Below are 17,299 nucleotides of genomic sequence, written 5' to 3' on the forward strand. Positions count from 1 at the left end.
ACAGCCCTCAACCACCTTGGCCGCCAACTCCCCCCGCACCGCCGCCACCCTCGCCCTGATTTCCGACGACATGCAGGAGGTGGACAAGGTCATTGCTTCACGCTTGACGTCCTCGGTCGCGCTGGTCGGCGATGTGGCGCGATACATCATCTCGGCAGGCGGAAAGCGGTTGCGCCCGTCACTCCTGCTGCTGATGAGCGGCGCGCTGCAGTACCAGGGCGCTCAACGCTTCAACCTTGCCGCCGTGGTCGAGTTCATCCATACGGCCACGCTGCTGCACGACGACGTAGTAGACGAATCCACGCTGCGCCGAGGCCGCCCCACCGCCAACGAGAACTTCGGCAATCCCGCCAGCGTCCTGGTGGGCGACTTTCTCTATTCACGCGCCTTCCAGATGATGGTGGACACGGGCAACATGCGCGTGATGCAGGTCCTGGCCGACGCTACGAACGTGATTGCCGAGGGCGAGGTGCAGCAGCTCATGAACACGCACGACGCCTCGCTGGACGAGGCAGGCTACCTGGGCGTGATCCGCTCGAAGACCGCCAAGCTGTTCGAAGCCAGCGCCCGGCTCGCGGCCATCCTCTCCGATAGCCCCCCTGCCATCGAGCAGGCCTGCGCCGCCTATGGCCAAGCACTCGGAACCGCTTTCCAGGTGATCGATGACGTCCTGGACTATGACGGCGATGCCCAGGAGATGGGCAAGAACCTGGGTGACGACCTGCGTGAGGGAAAGGTGACCCTGCCCCTCATCGTCGCCATGCAACGCGGCAGCGACGCCGAACGCGCGCTGCTGCGCCGCGTGATCGAAACAGGCTCTACCGACGAACTGCCCGCCGTGATCGACATCGTCAGGCGAACCGGCGCCCTCATCGCCACGCGTGAAGCCGCCGCGACCCAGGCCCGGCTGGCCATGGAGGCACTTTCGCCACTGCCATCCAATTCTTATACTGAAGGTTTGCTACAATTAGCGGCTCAGCTGCTGGAGCGCCGAGTTTGATACTTGGCGGCCCAGCATCTCGCGGGGTGTAGCTTAGCCTGGTAGAGCGCTACGTTCGGGACGTAGAGGCCGGAGGTTCGAATCCTCTCACCCCGACCAGGATTGCATGTCTTGGGCTTGGATGACAAGAGCCCTTCTTTCGCCGCTTTTGTTCACCCGAACACAGTCAACCAAGCGGCCTCCAACACCCGGCTTATGGCCTGCCTGTTGTCCAGGCAACGCATACCGACGAGCACACCTGTACATGCCATAAATCATCGGCGATGATAGGCGGGTTTCCTTTTCCGTCTTAAGAATCCGCTGGTTACATGGCTGCCGTAGGTACCCCTCAGAAAGAGTCTCCCTCTATTGCTCTGCCAGGCTTGGCGCGGGCGCTCATGTCTGTGGGAAAACTGAGCCAGAAATCCGCCGAGGATATTTACAAAAAATCACAAACGAGCCGCACCAATTTCATCGCTGAATTGACGGGATCCAACACGATCACACCCAGCGATTTGGCACATACGGTGTCTGCGATTTTCGGCGCGCCCTTGGTGGATATCAGCGCTATTGATCCGCTGCGCATTCCCAAGGATTTGCTGGACGCCAAGCTGTGCCAGGCTTACAAGGTGGTCGCGCTGAATAAGCGCAATAACCGCCTGATCGTCGCAACGGCCGATCCCACGGACCAGGAGGCTGCGGAAAAGATCAAATTCACGACCCAGATGGGCGTGGACTGGATCATCGCCGAGCACGACAAGCTCATCAAACTCATCGATGCGACCTCCAAGAGCGTCAGCGAAACCCTGGACACGATTACCAGTGGCGGGGATTTTGAATTCGATGACATTCCCGTCGAAGAGGCATCGGAAAGCAACGAGGCAGCGACCACCGAGGTCGAAGATGCCCCCATCGTCAAGTTTCTGCACAAGATGCTGCTGGACGCGTTCAACATGCGGGCATCCGATCTGCATTTCGAACCTTACGAGCACCATTACCGCGTGCGCTTTCGCATCGACGGGGAATTGCGGGAAATCGCCTCGCCTCCCATTGCGATCAAGGAAAAGCTGGCTTCCCGGATCAAGGTCATCTCCCGCCTCGATATTTCCGAGAAACGAGTGCCACAAGACGGCCGGATGAAGCTCAAGGTGGGCCCCGACCGGGTGATCGACTTCCGTGTAAGCACCCTGCCGACCTTGTTCGGCGAAAAGATCGTGATCCGTATCCTCGATCCGAGCAGCGCCAAGCTGGGGATCGACGCGCTGGGGTACGAGCCCGAAGAAAAAGAACGGCTCCTGCATGCCATCGGCCGGCCCTACGGCATGATTCTGGTGACCGGACCCACGGGTTCCGGCAAGACGGTGTCCCTCTACACCTGCCTGAACCTGCTGAACAAGCCCGGCGTCAACATCGCGACGGCGGAAGACCCGTCGGAAATCAACCTGCCGGGCGTGAACCAGGTCAACGTCAACGAGAAGGCGGGGCTTACCTTCGCCACGGCGCTCAAGGCCTTCCTGCGCCAGGATCCGGACATCATCATGGTCGGCGAAATCCGGGACCTGGAAACCGCGGACATCTCGATCAAGGCCGCACAGACAGGCCATCTGGTGCTCTCGACCCTGCACACCAACGACGCACCGACGACGTTGACGCGCATGCGCAACATGGGGATCGCCCCCTTCAACATCGCATCCAGCGTCATCCTGATCACCGCGCAACGCCTCGCGCGCCGCCTGTGCCCCAACTGCAAGGCCCCGGCCGACATTCCGCATGAAACCCTGCTGGAGGCCGGCTACCGCGAGGAAGAAATCGATGGCTCCTGGGTGACCTACAAGCCCGTCGGATGCTCCGCCTGCAACAACGGCTACAAGGGACGCGTAGGCATCTACCAGGTCATGCCCGTTTCCGAAGAGACGCAACGCATCATCCTGCGCGACGGCAGTGCCCTGGAAATCGCGGAGCAGGCCCGGCTGGAAGGGGTGCGCTCCCTGCGCGAGTCCGGCCTGCACAAAGCGAAGATCGGCCTGACCTCGCTCGAAGAGGTTCTGGCCGTCACCAACGAATAATCGCGACGGAACGACACCAATGGCAACCGCAACATCGAGGGACATCAAGGATTTCGTCTTTGAGTGGGAGGGCAAGGACCGCAGCGGAAAGGTCGTCCGCGGCGAGGTACGCGCTTCGGGCGAGAACCAGGTCAAGGCCACCCTGCGGCGCCAGGGCGTGCTGCCCACGAAGATCAAGAAGCGCCGGATGCGCTCCGGCAAGAAGATCAAGCCCAAGGACATCGCGCTCTTCACGCGCCAGATGGCCACCATGATGAAGGCGGGCGTGCCCTTGCTGCAGGCCTTCGACATCGTAGGGCGCGGCAATGCCAACGCCAGCGTCACCAAGCTGCTCAACGACATCCGCAGCGACGTGGAGACGGGTACTTCGCTGAACGCGGCCTTCCGCAAGTACCCCATGTACTTCGACAGCCTTTACTGCAACCTCGTCGAGGCGGGCGAGGCGGCCGGCATCCTGGAAACGCTGCTGGACCGGCTGGCGACTTACATGGAAAAGACGGAGGCCATCAAGGGCAAGATCCGCTCGGCGCTGATGTACCCAATCTCGGTGATCATCGTCGCGTTCGTGGTGGTGACCATCATCATGATCTTCGTGATCCCCGCCTTCAAGGAGGTGTTCACCTCGTTCGGTGCCGATCTGCCGGCTCCCACGTTGTTCGTGATGGCGATCAGTGAATTCTTCGTGTCCTATTGGTACCTGATCTTCGGCGTGATCGGCGGCGGCTTCTACTTCTTCATGCAGGCATGGAGACGCAACGAGAAGATGCAACGCTTCATGGACCGCCTGCTGCTGAAGCTGCCCATCTTCGGCGCATTGATCGACAAGTCCTGCGTCGCGCGCTGGACGCGCACGCTGTCCACCATGTTCGCTGCCGGAGTGCCGCTGGTGGAGGCGCTGGATTCGGTGGGCGGCGCCTCCGGCAACTCCGTGTACGCGATCGCCACGGACAAGATCCAGCAGGAAGTCTCCACCGGCACAAGCCTCACGGCCGCCATGGGCAATGCCAACGTCTTCCCCTCGATGGTGCTGCAGATGTGCGCCATCGGCGAGGAATCGGGCTCCATCGACCACATGCTGGGCAAGGCGGCCGACTTCTACGAGCAGGAAGTCGATGAAATGGTGGCCGGGCTGTCCAGCCTGATGGAACCTATCATCATCGTGTTCCTCGGGACGATCATCGGCGGCATCGTCGTGTCCATGTACCTGCCGATCTTCAAGCTGGGCCAGGTGGTCTGACCGATGACGGGCTCTTCGCAATGGGACGCCGCGTTGGTCGGCATCCTGGGCCTGCTGATCGGCAGTTTTCTCAACGTGGTGATCCACCGGCTGCCCCGCATGATGGAGCGCCAGTGGGCAGCGGAGTGCGACCAGTACGCACGCGATGCCGGCCTGCTTCCCGAAGGGGCCGCCCCCGTTCCCACGGAGACTTTCAACCTCTGGGCGCCACGCTCCCGCTGCCCCTCCTGCGGGCATGAGGTGCGCTGGTACGAGAACATCCCAGTACTCAGCTACATCGGCCTGCGCGGACGCTGCTCGGGCTGCGGCACGCGCATCAGCGCACGCTATCCGCTGGTGGAACTGCTCACGGGCGCGCTGTTCTACGCCTGCGCGGCCCACTGGGGCTGGTCCGCGGCCACGGCAGCCTGGTGCGGCTTCTGTGCGGCCCTGGTGGCCCTGGCCTTCATCGACTGGGACACCACCCTCCTGCCGGACGACATTACCCTGCCCCTGCTCTGGGCTGGCCTGGCCGCAGCCACGCTGCGATGGATCGACGTCACGCCGGCCGACGCCATCCTGGGCGCCGTGGGCGGCTACCTGTCGCTCTGGGCCGTGTACTGGGGCTTCAAGCTCGCGACCGGCAAGGAAGGCATGGGCTATGGCGACTTCAAGCTGTTCGCCGCACTGGGCGCATGGTTCGGCTGGCAGGCGCTGGTGCCCATCATCCTGATCGCATCGGTCATCGGAGCGCTCGTGGGCATTGCGATGAAGCTGGCCAGCCACCTGCGCGAGGGCAAGTACGTCCCCTTCGGCCCCTTCCTCGCGGGCGCGGGAATCGCCGCCATGCTCTGGGGCCCGCAGCAGATCATGCAGGCCATCCTGGCCCTGCTGGGGCTCTGAGCATGCCGCCCCGCAGTTTCCGGCTGGGCGTGACGGGCGGCATCGGCAGCGGCAAGAGCACCGTGGCCGCCATGCTGGGCACGTTCGGCGCAGCGCTCGTCGATGCCGACAGCATCGCGCGCTCCGTCACCGAAGCCGGGGGCGCAGCGGTCCCCGCCATCCGCAGTACGTTCGGCGCCGACTACATCGACGCCCAGGGCGCACTGGACCGCGCCCGCATGCGCGCGCTGGTTTTCGCCGACGCCGGCGCCAAGCTGCGGCTCGAAGCCATCGTCCACCCGCTCGTGGGCCACGCCATCGCACAGGCCGTGCATGAGGCCAGCCTGGGCGGCCACCGCCTCATCGTGCTCGACATCCCGTTGTTGACGGAATCGCCCCGCTGGCCTCGCCAACTCGATGCCGTGCTGGTGGTGGACTGCCGCGAGGCCACACAGATCTCCCGCGTGCAGGCGCGCAGCGGGCTCGGCCCCGATGCCGTGCAGGCCATCATGGCCACGCAGAGCAGCCGCGCGGTGCGCCGTGCGGCGGCCGACATCGTGGTCTACAACGACGGCCTGACGCTCGCGGATTTGCACACAAAGGTACACGGGATCGCCGCATCGTTCGGGCTATGATTGCCAGGCGCAGTTCCGTGCACCCCCAGGAACCCCCTAGCGTGATCCTTTACGAATACCCTTTCAACGAGCGGCTGAGAACCTACCTGCGGCTCGAGCACCTGTTCCGCCGGCTCGGCGAGCTGATGCCCCGCGCGCATCCGCTGGACCACCACTACGCGCTGGTGACGATGTTCGAGATCATGGACGTGGCGGCACGGGCCGACCTGAAGGCCGACGTGCTCAAGGACCTGGAGCGGCACAAGCACCAGTTCGACGGCTACCGGGGCAACCCCTCCATTTCGGAAGCCGCGCTGGACGGCGTCATCGGCCAGTTGGACCACTGCTTTGCCGCGCTCAACGGCCAGAACGGCAAAGCCGGCCAGGCACTCACCGAGAACGACTGGCTCATGAGCATCCGCAGCCGCATGGGCATCCCGGGCGGCACCTGCGGCTTCGACCTGCCGGCCTACTACGCCTGGCAGCACCATGCGCCCCAGGAGCGGCAGCACGATCTGGAAACCTGGGCCGCTAGCCTGGGCCCGCTGGCCGAATCCGTCTACCTGCTGCTGCGCCTCATGCGCGATGCGGGCCTGCCGCAGAAGGTGGCGGCCGAGCGCGGACAGTTCCAGCAAAACCTGCCGCAGGGGCGCACGTTCCAGTTGCTGCGCTTGGCGCTGGATCCGGCCCTGCAGGTGATCCCCGAAATCAGCGGCAACCGCCTCATCGTCTCGGTGCGCCTGATGCGCCAGGAAGAAAACGGGCGCCTGGCCCCCAGCACCGAAGATGCGTTCTTCGAGCTGACGCTGTGCGCTTGAACGCCATGGCCACATCCGCCCAGCAGCCTTCCTCCAGCGCCCGGCAGGTGCCCTGCCCCACCTGCGGCGGCCCCAGCCTCTACAGCCCGGCCAACCCCTACCGCCCGTTCTGCAGCGAGCGCTGCCGGCAGATCGACCTGGGCGCCTGGGCCAACGAGGACTTCCGCATGCCGGCCGAAGCGCCGCCCGAGGACGCCGAATACGGCGACCCCAAGCGCGCTTCCTGAATAGGCAAGAAATCAGCCTCTAGCGCTTGCTGGAAAAGCGCTGGCAGCTATGATTTTTGATAATCAACCCAGCACGGACGGGTCGAACGCCTCGCCGCGTTCCTCGGCCAGCCACTGCAGCACGGGATAGGCACCGGGCAGCACGGGCCGCACCTGCACCGGCCACTGCTGCCAGCGCATCGCCTGGCCCTCACGCATCTCGAACTCGCCCTGCCATGCATGCACCTTGCACCAGTGCAGGCGCACGAGCGCGTGCGGATAGTCGTGCTCCGTCACCTTCCAGACCTCGGCAGGGCCGATGGTCACGCCCAGCTCCTCGATCAGCTCGCGGCGCAGCGCCTGCTCCACCGTCTCGCCCGCCTCGATCTTGCCGCCAGGAAACTCCCAGTAGCCCGCATACGGCTTGCCCTCGGGCCGGGTGGACAGCAGCAGCGCACCGTCATCCCGCAACAGGATGCCGACGGCCACCTCGGTGTGCTTGCGGCTCATGCGCCCTGGCGCCCCGCGAAATCGCGCGCGAACTGATAGGCCACACGGCCCGAGCGCGAGCCGCGCTCCAGCGCCCAGACCAGCGCCTCGGGCCGCGCCGCCTCGATGGTGGCCTGCGACACGCCCAGCGCAGACAGCCACTGCGCAACGATGGCCAGGTATTCCTCCTGGCTGAACGGGTAGAAGCTCACCCAGAGGCCAAAGCGCTCGGACAGGGAGATTTTCTCTTCCACCACCTCACCCGGGTGGATCTCGCCGTCGGCCGACGTGGTGTAGCTCAGGTTGTCCTTCATCTGCTCGGGCAGCAGATGGCGCCGGTTGCTCGTCGCGTAGACCAGCACGTTGGGCGTGGCCGCGGCCACCGAGCCATCGAGGATGGACTTGAGCGCCTTGTAGCCCGCCTCGCCCTCCTCGAAGCTCAGGTCGTCGCAGTAGACGATGAATTTCTCGGGCCGGCCCGAGCACACGTCCACGATGTCGGGCAGGTCGGTCAGGTCGGCCTTGTCCACCTCGATCAGGCGCAGGCCCTGCGGCGCGTACTGGTGCAGGCAGGCCTTGATGAGCGAGGACTTGCCCGTGCCGCGCGCCCCCGTCAGCAGCATGTTGTTGGCTGTGCGCCCATGGACGAACTGCTCGGTGTTGCGCTGCACCTTCTCCTTCTGCGCGTCGATTTCCTTGAGGTCGTCCAGGCGCATCACCGCCACCTGGCGCACGGGTTCCAGCGTGCCGTGGCCGCTGCTGCGCTTGCGGTAGCGCCAGGCCACGGACTGGCTCCAGTCGGGCGCGGTGAGCGGCTGGGGCAGCACGGATTCGATGCGGGCGATGAGCTGCTCGGCGCGCAGCAGCAAGTGGTCGAATTTTTCGTTCATTTTGGCCTCTAGCGCTTGCGCATCAAGCGCAAGCAGCTATTAAACAAATAGCAATCAGGAGCGGTAGTCGGCGTTGATGGTCACGTACTCGTGGCTCAGGTCGCAGGTCCAGACGGTGTCGGCCGCGTCACCGCGCCCAAGCACCACGCGCACGGTGATCTCGCTTTGCTTCATCACGCGCTGGCCATCCTCCTCGCGGTAGGCGGGGTTGCGCCCGCCCTGCACGGCCACGTGCACGTCGTCGAGGTACAGGTCGATCAGCGTCTGGTCGAGGTCTTCGATGCCCGCATAGCCCACGGCCGCGAGAATGCGGCCCAGGTTCGGGTCGCTGGCGAAGAAGGCCGTCTTGACCAGCGGCGAGTGCGCGATGGCGTAGGCCACCTGGCGGCATTCCTCGCCGGTGCGGCCGCCCTCGACGCGCACGGTGATGAACTTGGTCGCTCCCTCGCCGTCGCGCACGATGGCCTGGGCGAGTTTCTGCGCCACTTCCAGCAGCGCGGCCTTGAGCGCGCCACCTTCGTCACTATCGAGCGATGTGATGGGCGCGTGCGCGGCCTGGTGCGTGGCGACGAGCACGAACGAGTCATTGGTGGACGTGTCGCCGTCGATGGTCACGCGGTTGAAGGACTGGTCGGCCAGCTCGCGCACGAGCTGCTGCACCAGTGCGGGAGCGATGCACGCATCGGTGGCCAGGAAGCCCAGCATGGTCGCCATATTGGGCCGGATCATGCCTGCCCCCTTGGAGATGCCGGTGATGGTCACCGTGGTGCCGCCGATTTGTACCTGCGTGCTGAACGCCTTCGGCAGCGTGTCGGTGGTCATGATGCCCTCGGCCGCGCGCGCCCAGTGCGCGGGCTGCGCATCGGCCAGCGCGGCGGGCAGGCCGGCCTCGATGCGGTCCACGGGCAGCGGCTCCATGATCACCCCGGTGGAGAACGGCAGCACCTGCTGCGCGTCCAGCCCCAGGCGGCCCGCGAGCGCCGCGCAGGTGGCGCGGGCGCGCGCCAGGCCGTCGGCCCCCGTGCCGGCGTTGGCGTTGCCGGTGTTGACCACCATCGCGCGGATGGCCTGGCCGCCCTCCAGGTGCTCGCGGCAGACCTGCACGGGCGCAGCGCAGAAACGGTTCTTGGTGAACACGCCCGCGACCGTGGCGCCTTCATCGAGCAGGAACACGGTCAGGTCCTTGCGGTGGGCCTTGCGCACGCCGGCTTCGGCCACGCCGATGCGCACGCCGGGCACGGCATGCAGGTCGGATGCGATGGGAGCAGAGAGATTCACGGGCATGGTCGTCGTCCTTGAAAAATGCAAAACACGGGCCGCAGCCCGTGTTCAGTCCAGAGAAAGCATCAGGCCAGCTTGCCGTGGCACTGCTTGAACTTCTTGCCGCTGCCGCAGGGGCAGGGATCGTTGCGGCCCACGCGCACGCCTTCGGGCAGGTTGAGCGCGGCAGCGCCGTCGGCGTTGATGGTGGTGTCCACGCCGCCGGATTCGTTGGGCGCGCTGTAGGTCACGTTGCCGATGTTCTCGCCGCGCTGCTCTAGCGCCTGGGCGGCCTCGTCCACCTGTGCACTGGACTGCACCTGAACGGTCATCATCACGCGCGTGACTTCGTTCTTGACCTGGTCGATCAGCTGGCGGAACAGCTCGAACGCCTCGCGCTTGTACTCCTGCTTGGGCTGCTTCTGCGCATAGCCGCGCAGGTGGATGCCCTGGCGCAGGTAGTCGAGCGCGCTGAGGTGGTCGCGCCAGCTGGTGTCGAAGCTCTGCAGCAGCACCATGCGCTCGAACTGGGTGAAATTGTCGCCACCCACCTGGGCCACCTTGCCGTCGAACGCGGCGCGCGCGGCGTCCAGCACCTTCTGCAGGATTTCATCGTCCGTGATGGCTTCGGAGCCCTCGACCTCCTGCTGCAGCGCCAGCGGCACCTGCCAGTCGGAGGCCAGCGCCTTCTCCAGCGCCGGCAGGTCCCACTGCTCTTCGACCGATTCGGCAGGCACGTACTGGCGCACCACGTCGGTAAGGCAGTCGTCGCGCATGGCCGAGATCAGGCCGGCCAGGTCGGGCGCATCCAGGATCTCGTTGCGCTGCTGGTAGATGACCTTGCGCTGGTCGTTGGCGACGTCGTCGTATTCGAGCAGTTGCTTGCGGACGTCGAAGTTGCGCGCCTCGACCTTGCGCTGCGCACTCTCGATGCTGCGCGTGACGATGCCCGCCTCGATGGCCTCGCCGTCGGGCATCTTCAGCCGGTCCATGATGGCCTTGACGCGGTCGCCCGCGAAGATGCGCATGAGCTGGTCGTCCAGACTCAGGTAGAAGCGCGAGGAGCCGGGGTCGCCCTGGCGGCCCGAGCGGCCTCGCAGCTGGTTGTCGATGCGGCGCGACTCGTGCCGTTCGGTGGCGATGATGCGCAGGCCGCCCAGCGCCGTGACCTTCTCGTGGTCGAGCTTCCACTGCGCGCGCAATTCCTCGATGCGCTGGGTGCGTTCGGCTTCGGAGAGCGATTCGTCGGCCTCCAGCGCGGCCACGGCCTTCTCCACGTTGCCGCCGAGCACGATGTCGGTGCCGCGGCCCGCCATGTTGGTGGCGATGGTGATCATGCCGGGGCGGCCCGCCTGGGCCACGATGTCGGCCTCGCGCGCATGCTGCTTGGCGTTGAGCACCTGGTGCGGCAGGCCGGCCTTGTTCAGCAGGTCGTCGATGATTTCGGAGTTCTCGATCGACGTAGTGCCCACCAGCACCGGCTGGCCGCGCTCGTGGCACTCGCGGATGTCGGCGATGGCCGCTTCGTACTTCTCGCGCGTGGTCTTGTACACGCGGTCGAGCTGGTCGTCGCGCTTGCTCGGGCGGTTGGGGGGGATGACCACGGTTTCCAGACCGTAGATTTCCTGGAACTCGTAGGCTTCGGTATCGGCCGTGCCGGTCATGCCGGCGAGCTTGCCGTAGAGGCGGAAATAGTTCTGGAAGGTGATCGAGGCCATGGTCTGGTTCTCGGCCTGGATCTCCACGCCCTCCTTGGCCTCGACGGCCTGGTGCAGGCCCTCGCTCCAGCGGCGGCCGGCCATCAGGCGGCCCGTGAACTCGTCCACGATCACGATCTCGCCGTTCTGCACCACGTAGTGCTGGTCGCGGTGGTACAGGTGGTTGGCCCGCAGCGCCGCGTACAGGTGGTGCACCAGCGAGATGTTCGACGGGTCGTAAAGCGAGGCACCTTCGGGCAGCAGCCCCTGGCTGGCCAGGATGCGCTCGGCGTTCTCGTGGCCCTGCTCGGTCAGGAACACCTGGTGGGTCTTCTCGTCCACCGTGAAGTCGCCCGGCTTGACAACGCCCTCGCCTGTGCGCGGGTCCGCTTCGCCCTCCTGGCGCACCAGCAGCGGCACCACCTTGTTGATGGAGACGTACATGGCCGTGTGGTCCTCGGCCTGGCCGCTGATGATGAGCGGCGTGCGCGCCTCGTCGATCAGGATGGAGTCCACCTCGTCCACGATGGCGTAGTTCAAGGCACGCTGAACGCGCTCGCGCGCGTCGTAGACCATGTTGTCGCGCAGGTAGTCGAAGCCGTACTCGTTGTTCGTGCCGTAGGTGATGTCGGCGCCGTAGGCGGCCTGCTTTTCCTCGCGCGGAATCTGCGGCAGGTTGATGCCCACCGTGAGGCCCAGGAAGTTGTAGAGGCGCCCCATCCACTGCGCGTCGCGGCCGGCCAGGTAGTCGTTCACGGTCACCACGTGCACGCCCTTGCCCGAAAGCGCGTTCAGGTACACGGGCAGCGTGGCCGTCAGCGTCTTGCCCTCGCCCGTGCGCATTTCGGCGATCTTGCCGTGGTGCAGCGCCATGCCGCCGATGAGCTGCACGTCGAAGTGGCGCATCTTCATGATGCGCTTGGAGCCCTCGCGCACCACGGCAAAGGCCTCGGGCAGCAGCGCGTCGAGCGTTTCGCCCTTGGCGATGCGGTCCTTGAATTCCTGCGTCTTGCCGCGCAGCGCCTCGTCACTCAGCTTCTCGTATTCCGGCTCCATCGCATTGATGCGAGCGACCGTCTTGCGGTATTGCTTGAGCAGCCGGTCGTTGCGGCTGCCGAATAGTTTGGTGAGAAAGTTGGTGGCCATGCGAACAGGACCGCGCTGCGCATCACGAAAGCGGCAGAGCGGCCGGAATCCCTAAGATGAATGAATTCAGATGGGGGCCACCGCCTGGATTGCAAGCAACTGCAACGCGGGAACGGCGGGGCACGGATCGAGGATTCTACCGTCGTGCAACATCAGCCTTGGCAGGGCGGGCAGCCGCCACGGGCACCTCCCGCGCGTCCTGGCCGGCGGTCAGAAATTTCTGCGGGTCCTGCGGCACGCCTTGCACCCACACCTCGAAATGCAGGTGGGGACCGGTGGAGCGCCCCGACGTGCCGACCTCGGCGATCTTCTGCCCGCGCCGGACCAGGTCTCCCAGCTTGACCATCGTGCGGGAAGCATGCGCGTACCGGGTGATCAACTGGTTGCCGTGGTCGATCTCGACCATGTTGCCGTAGGCGGGGTGGTATTCCTGCGCAATCACCACGCCCCCGGCCGCCGCCACGATCGCCGTGCCTGTGTCGGCGGGGAAGTCCAGGCCGGTATGCAAGGCCGACTGCCCCGTGAGCGGGTCGATGCGCCAGCCAAACGGCGAGCCCACCGAGCGCCCCAGCACCGGGGCCTGCGTGGGCACCAGGTGCTTGCGGATGTGCTGGTCGAACAAACGCGACTCCGCCACGGTCATCAGGTCTACGCGCCGGTCCGTCAGCGCCGCCAGGTCGTCCAGCGCCGCGTCCAGCTCCTGCATGCTCAGGGAATGGCCCGACACCAGGGCACCACCCTGCCCCGGCACGCGGGAAGTATCGAGCGGCGGCATGCCGGCCAGGCCCATCACGCGCTCGCCGAGCGATTCAAGCTGCATCAGCCGTGCCTGCATCTCCCCCAGCTTGCGGGCCATCGCATCGATGTTGGCCCGCATGAAGCGCTCACGCTGCTGGGCATCCTCCTGCATCGCCGCCGGCGCGCCCCCGTCCGTGCCGGGCCATTGCCGCAGCCAGTGGTGCGCACCGGCCGCAGCCAGCATCAGTAGCAGGCACAGCAGGGTTGCAGCCACGGCCAGTTGGCCCCCTCCGAGGTGTATGGCCCGGCTTCGTGCCAGCCGGGCATCCGTGATAATCACATGCACAACGTGTGTCCCCTCCGTTGGCGATCACTTTCTTGCCATGAACCGCCGCCATTACGCCATCTCGCTCCAGCAGGCCAGCCAGGAGTCACCCACCCTGGCCCGATTGACTGCGCTGACCCGCGAGTCCAGCGACCGGCTGAAAGCCATCGAGACATTGATTCCCCCTTGCTCCGGCCCGCGCTTCAAGCCGGGCCGATCGAAGGCACCTGCTGGTGCCTGCTGGTGCGGAGCAATGCGGCAGCAGCCAAGGTGCGGCAGTTGCTGCCGGCATTTCAGGCGCAACTGCGCAATCGGGGGTGGGAGGTTACCTCCATTCGCCTGAAAATTCAAACCTGAGCCGGTGGGTGGCTCGATGGGCGAAAGCGGTGGGGAAGTTGGTGCCGGTTGTCGGATTCGAACTGACGACCTACCGCTTACAAGGCGGGTGCTCTACCAACTGAGCTAAACCGGCGAGAGGCTTCATTCTAGCCGCCAAATGCCGGGGTTTTCACCCTCGGCACTCCGGCGGGAAACGGCGTTATTTGACCCGCTTCAAGGACGGTCGGGCACCGCTGCCAGCAGGCGGCTGCGGACGTGGCGGCTCCTCGCCGTCGTCTGCCACGCTCTCCACGGACTGGAGCTGCACCGGGCTGCGTTCCGGCGCGCTGGGGGCTACAGTGGCCACACCCGTGGCTTGCTCCTCATCCTGGGGCGCCACCACGTCGTCTTCCAGCGGGAAGGCCATACCCTGCCCATTTTCCCGCGCATAGATGGCGACGACGCGGCGTACCGGCACCATGATGTCGCGCGGCTCCCCGCCGAAGCGGGCCTTGAACTCGATGAAATCGTTGCCAAGCTGCAGCGCGCTCGTGGCGTCGTAGCTCACGTTCAGCACGATCTCGCCGTTGTTGACGTATTCGCGGGGTACCTGCACGGAGTCGTTGACGCGCACGACGAGGTAGGGCGTGAACCCGTTGTCCGTGCACCACTCGTACAGGGCCCGGATGAGGTACGGGCGCGTGGAAGTGAAATCCTGGGCGTTCATGATGCGCGGCGACGAATGCGGCTTACTTGCGCATGACCTTTTCGGACGGCGTCAGCGCCTCGATGTAGGCCGGCCGCGAGAAGATGCGCTCCGCATACTTCAGCAGGGGGGCGGCGTTCTTCGACAGCTCGATGCCGTAGTAGTCCAGGCGCCACAGCAGCGGCGCGATGGCCACGTCCAGCATGGAAAAGCCTTCGCCCAGCATGTACTTGTTCTTGAGGAACACGGGCGCCAGTTGGGTCAGGCGGTCGCGGATGTGGGCGCGCGCCTTTTCCAGCGCCTTCTCGTTGCCTTTGGTGGCGCGGGATTCGAGCGTGTTCACATGGACGAACAGCTCCTTCTCGAAATTCAGCAGGAACAGGCGCACGCGCGCGCGGTCCACCGGGTCGCCCGGCATCAGCTGCGGGTGCGGAAAGCGCTCGTCGATGTACTCGTTGATGATGTTCGACTCGTAGAGGATCAGGTCGCGCTCGACCAGGATGGGCACCTGGCCGTAGGGGTTCATCACGCTGATGTCTTCGGGCTTGTTGTACAGGTCCACATCGCGGATCTCGAAGTCCATGCCCTTCTCGAACAGGACAAAACGGCAGCGATGGGAAAAGGGGCAGGTCGTACCCGAATAAAGCACCATCATGGTGGGCAGCTCCTAAAAATCAAAAGAGTGGGTGCTGTAGCACCCACTCTGTACAGGCATGGCAGCGCCGGGAAAGCGCGGCGAGAGTCTAGCGCTTACTTGATGTCCTTCCAGAACGCCGCGTTCAGCCGCCAGGCGATGACGATGAAGACGCCCAGGAAGATCAGCACCCAGACGCCGATGCGAACCCGCGTATTTTGCGCCGGCTCGCCCATCCACTGCAGATAGTTGACGAGATCACCCACGGCCTGGTCGTATTGCAACGGCGTCATGCTGCCGGCCGAGACCTGCTCCCAGCCCTTGAAGACATGCTCCACCCTGCCGTGGCTCTGATGCTCCTCGAAGACCGGGCGGCGGTCGCCCTGCAGTTGCCACAGGGCGTGGGGCATGCCCACGCTCGGGAAGGCAAGGTTGTTCCAGCCGGTGGCCTTGGTGTCGTCGCGGTAGAAGGTGCGCAGGAAGGTGTAGAGATAGTCCGCACCCGTGCCGCCATGTCCGGCGCGCGAGCGCGCGATCACGGTGAGGTCCGGCGGGTTGGCGCCGAACCACTCCTTGGCCTGGCGCGGGTCGATGGCGGACTTCATGGTCTCGCCCACCTTGTCGGTGGTGAACAGCAGGTTGTCCTTGATCTGCTGGTCGGTGAGGCCGATGTCCTTGAGGCGGTTGAAACGCATGAAGGCTGCCGAGTGGCAGTTCAGGCAGTAGTTGACGAACAGCTTGGCGCCGTTCTGCAGCGAAGCCGTGTCGCTGGTGTTGACGGGCGCCTTGTCCCAGGCGATACCGCCTTCGGCAGCTTGCGCGCCCGAGGCAATGCCCAGCGCAGCGATCAACGTGAGGATGAGTTTCTTCATTGTTGTGTTCTCCAGCTCAATGCGGGGCGAAGGTCACGCGCTCGGGCACGGGCTTGGGTTCGCCCAGGCGGCTCCACCAGGGCATGAGCAGGAAGAAACCGAAGTAGAACAGCGTGCCGACCTGCGACACCCGCTCGCCGATCGGCGAGGGCGGCTGCACCCCCAAGTAGGCCAGGATCACGAACACGATCACGAACACGCCGTACAGGTACTTGTGCCAGTCTGGACGGTAGCGGATCGAACGCGCGGGGCTCTGGTCGAGCCAGGGCAGGAAGAACAGAATGACCACGGCGCCGCCCATCACCACCACGCCCCAGAACTTGGCATCGATGGAGAGCATGAGCACGATGGCTACGGCGGCGGCGATCGCGATGCCGCCCTTGACGAAGCCGGGCAGCTTGCCCTTGAGGATGCCGTAGCCCGCGCCCAGCACCACGCAGGCGATCAGCGCATACATCATCTCGCTCGTGATGGCACGCAGCATCGAATAGAACGGCGTGAAGTACCACACCGGAGCGATGTGCGAAGGCGTCTTCAGCGGGTCGGCGGGAATGAAGTTGTTGTACTCCAGGAAGTAGCCGCCGAACTCGGGTGCGAAGAACACCACGGCCGAGAAGATGAACAGGAACACGCATACACCCAGGATGTCGTGCACCGTGTAGTACGGATGGAAGGGCACGCCGTCCAGCGGATGGCCGTGCTCGTCCACCGGCTTGCCGGGGCCCTTGATCTCAATGCCGTCGGGGTTGTTGGAGCCCACGTCGTGCAGCGCCAGCAAGTGCGCCACCACCAGGCCCAGCAGCACCAGCGGCACAGCGATCACGTGGAAGCTGAAGAAGCGGTTCAGCGTCGCGTCGCCCACCACGTAGTCGCCACGGATCAGCAGCGCCAGGTCGGGGCCGATGAAGGGGATGGCCGAGAACAGGTTCACGATCACCTGTGCGCCCCAGTACGACATCTGGCCCCAGGGCAGCAGGTAGCCCATGAAGGCCTCGGCCATGAGGGCCAGGAAGATGGCGCAGCCGAAGATCCAGACCAGCTCACGCGGCTTGCGGTAGCTACCGTAGAGCAGGCCGCGGAACATGTGCAGGTACACGACCACGAAGAAGGCGGAAGCTCCAGTGGAGTGCATGTAGCGGATCAGCCAGCCCCAGGGCACGTCGCGCATGATGTACTCGACCGACTCGAACGCCTTGGCGGCATCGGGCTTGTAGTGCATCACGAGGAAGATGCCGGTGACGATCTGGATCACCAGCACCAGCAGGGCCAGCGAGCCGAAGATGTACCAGAAGTTGAAGTTCTTCGGAGCGTAGTACTCCGACATGTGCACCTTGTAGGCATCGAAGGCCGTGGGGAAACGGTTCTCCAGCCAGTTGGTGACCTTCGCGCCCGCCGAGGCGTTGGGCGAGAGTTCCTTGAATTCGCGGTAAGCAGCCATGTGTT

Annotated in this window: 16 protein-coding genes, 2 tRNA genes and 1 pseudogene; 9 read left to right on the forward strand and 10 right to left on the reverse strand. The window is 65.1% G+C overall.

Features of this window, described 5'->3' with window-relative positions; translation table 11 throughout:
- The first annotated feature begins 16 nt into the window (after nt 1-16).
- From AAG689_RS17005 to AAG689_RS17040, 8 genes are all read left to right on the forward strand, one after another.
- Nucleotides 17-1,000, forward strand: coding sequence for a polyprenyl synthetase family protein (locus AAG689_RS17005; protein ID WP_406622993.1), 984 nt, complete (start codon nt 17-19; stop codon nt 998-1,000).
- 22 nt (nt 1,001-1,022) lie between these two features.
- A tRNA-Pro gene (locus tag AAG689_RS17010) sits at nt 1,023-1,099 on the forward strand.
- A gap of 209 nt (nt 1,100-1,308) precedes the next feature.
- On the forward strand, nt 1,309-3,045 hold the full coding sequence (pilB, locus tag AAG689_RS17015; RefSeq protein WP_406622994.1) for a type IV-A pilus assembly ATPase PilB: 1,737 nt from the start codon (nt 1,309-1,311) through the stop codon (nt 3,043-3,045).
- Nucleotides 3,046-3,064: 19 nt separating this feature from the next.
- Nucleotides 3,065-4,282 (forward strand): type II secretion system F family protein, encoded by a 1,218-nt coding sequence (locus AAG689_RS17020; RefSeq protein WP_406622995.1) that lies wholly within the window; start codon nt 3,065-3,067, stop codon nt 4,280-4,282.
- A 3-nt stretch (nt 4,283-4,285) separates the two neighbouring features.
- Nucleotides 4,286-5,164 (forward strand): prepilin peptidase, encoded by an 879-nt coding sequence (locus AAG689_RS17025; RefSeq protein WP_406622996.1) that lies wholly within the window; start codon nt 4,286-4,288, stop codon nt 5,162-5,164.
- Nucleotides 5,165-5,166: 2 nt separating this feature from the next.
- Nucleotides 5,167-5,778 carry a dephospho-CoA kinase gene (gene coaE, locus AAG689_RS17030; RefSeq protein ID WP_406622997.1) on the forward strand — a complete coding sequence of 204 codons (612 nt, stop codon included), beginning with the start codon at nt 5,167-5,169 and terminating at the stop codon, nt 5,776-5,778.
- A gap of 41 nt (nt 5,779-5,819) precedes the next feature.
- Nucleotides 5,820-6,575, forward strand: coding sequence for a cell division protein ZapD (gene zapD / locus AAG689_RS17035; protein WP_406622998.1), 756 nt, complete (start codon nt 5,820-5,822; stop codon nt 6,573-6,575).
- 5 nt (nt 6,576-6,580) lie between these two features.
- Nucleotides 6,581-6,802 (forward strand): DNA gyrase inhibitor YacG, encoded by a 222-nt coding sequence (locus AAG689_RS17040; protein ID WP_406622999.1) that lies wholly within the window; start codon nt 6,581-6,583, stop codon nt 6,800-6,802.
- A gap of 63 nt (nt 6,803-6,865) precedes the next feature.
- On the opposite strand, the gene AAG689_RS17045 is transcribed toward AAG689_RS17040, so the two are convergent.
- The 5 genes from AAG689_RS17045 to AAG689_RS17065 all read right to left on the reverse strand — a co-directional run bounded on the left by AAG689_RS17045 (nt 6,866) and on the right by AAG689_RS17065 (nt 13,347).
- Nucleotides 6,866-7,291, reverse strand: a complete 426-nt coding sequence (locus tag AAG689_RS17045; RefSeq protein WP_020229073.1) for an NUDIX domain-containing protein — start codon at nt 7,289-7,291, stop codon at nt 6,866-6,868.
- On the reverse strand, nt 7,288-8,160 hold the full coding sequence (locus tag AAG689_RS17050; RefSeq protein WP_406623000.1) for an ATP-binding protein: 873 nt from the start codon (nt 8,158-8,160) through the stop codon (nt 7,288-7,290). Before AAG689_RS17050 ends, AAG689_RS17045 begins: the two co-directional genes overlap by 4 nt.
- Before the next feature lie 54 nt (nt 8,161-8,214).
- Nucleotides 8,215-9,444: a bifunctional glutamate N-acetyltransferase/amino-acid acetyltransferase ArgJ gene (argJ, locus tag AAG689_RS17055; protein ID WP_406623001.1), complete on the reverse strand. Its 1,230-nt coding sequence runs from the start codon at nt 9,442-9,444 to the stop codon at nt 8,215-8,217.
- Nucleotides 9,445-9,506: 62 nt separating this feature from the next.
- Complete coding sequence (secA, locus tag AAG689_RS17060) at nt 9,507-12,263, reverse strand: preprotein translocase subunit SecA (protein ID WP_406623002.1); 2,757 nt, start codon at nt 12,261-12,263, stop codon at nt 9,507-9,509.
- Nucleotides 12,264-12,399: 136 nt separating this feature from the next.
- Complete coding sequence (locus AAG689_RS17065; protein ID WP_406623003.1) at nt 12,400-13,347, reverse strand: M23 family metallopeptidase; 948 nt, start codon at nt 13,345-13,347, stop codon at nt 12,400-12,402.
- 37 nt (nt 13,348-13,384) lie between these two features.
- Here AAG689_RS17065 and AAG689_RS17070 point away from each other — a divergent pair.
- A pseudogene (locus tag AAG689_RS17070) lies at nt 13,385-13,683 on the forward strand (hypothetical protein).
- Nucleotides 13,684-13,722: 39 nt separating this feature from the next.
- On the opposite strand, the gene AAG689_RS17075 reads toward AAG689_RS17070, so the two are convergent.
- The 5 genes from AAG689_RS17075 to AAG689_RS17095 form a co-directional block, all read right to left on the reverse strand.
- Nucleotides 13,723-13,798, reverse strand: a tRNA-Thr gene (locus AAG689_RS17075).
- A gap of 66 nt (nt 13,799-13,864) precedes the next feature.
- On the reverse strand, nt 13,865-14,371 hold the full coding sequence (locus AAG689_RS17080; RefSeq protein ID WP_406623004.1) for a ClpXP protease specificity-enhancing factor: 507 nt from the start codon (nt 14,369-14,371) through the stop codon (nt 13,865-13,867).
- Between the two features lie 22 nt (nt 14,372-14,393).
- Nucleotides 14,394-15,005: a glutathione S-transferase N-terminal domain-containing protein gene (locus AAG689_RS17085; protein WP_013517797.1), complete on the reverse strand. Its 612-nt coding sequence runs from the start codon at nt 15,003-15,005 to the stop codon at nt 14,394-14,396.
- A gap of 95 nt (nt 15,006-15,100) precedes the next feature.
- Entirely contained in the window at nt 15,101-15,856 is a 756-nt protein-coding gene (locus tag AAG689_RS17090) for a cytochrome c1 (protein ID WP_406623005.1), read from the reverse strand.
- 16 nt (nt 15,857-15,872) lie between these two features.
- A complete protein-coding gene (locus tag AAG689_RS17095; protein ID WP_406623006.1) occupies nt 15,873-17,294 on the reverse strand; it encodes a cytochrome bc complex cytochrome b subunit in 1,422 nt (473 codons plus the stop codon).
- Nucleotides 17,295-17,299 lie beyond the last annotated feature (5 nt).

Origin of the sequence: Acidovorax sp. SDU_ACID1 (genome assembly GCF_045291395.1) — a bacterium.
In the GTDB taxonomy this organism is placed as follows: domain Bacteria; phylum Pseudomonadota; class Gammaproteobacteria; order Burkholderiales; family Burkholderiaceae_C; genus MR-S7.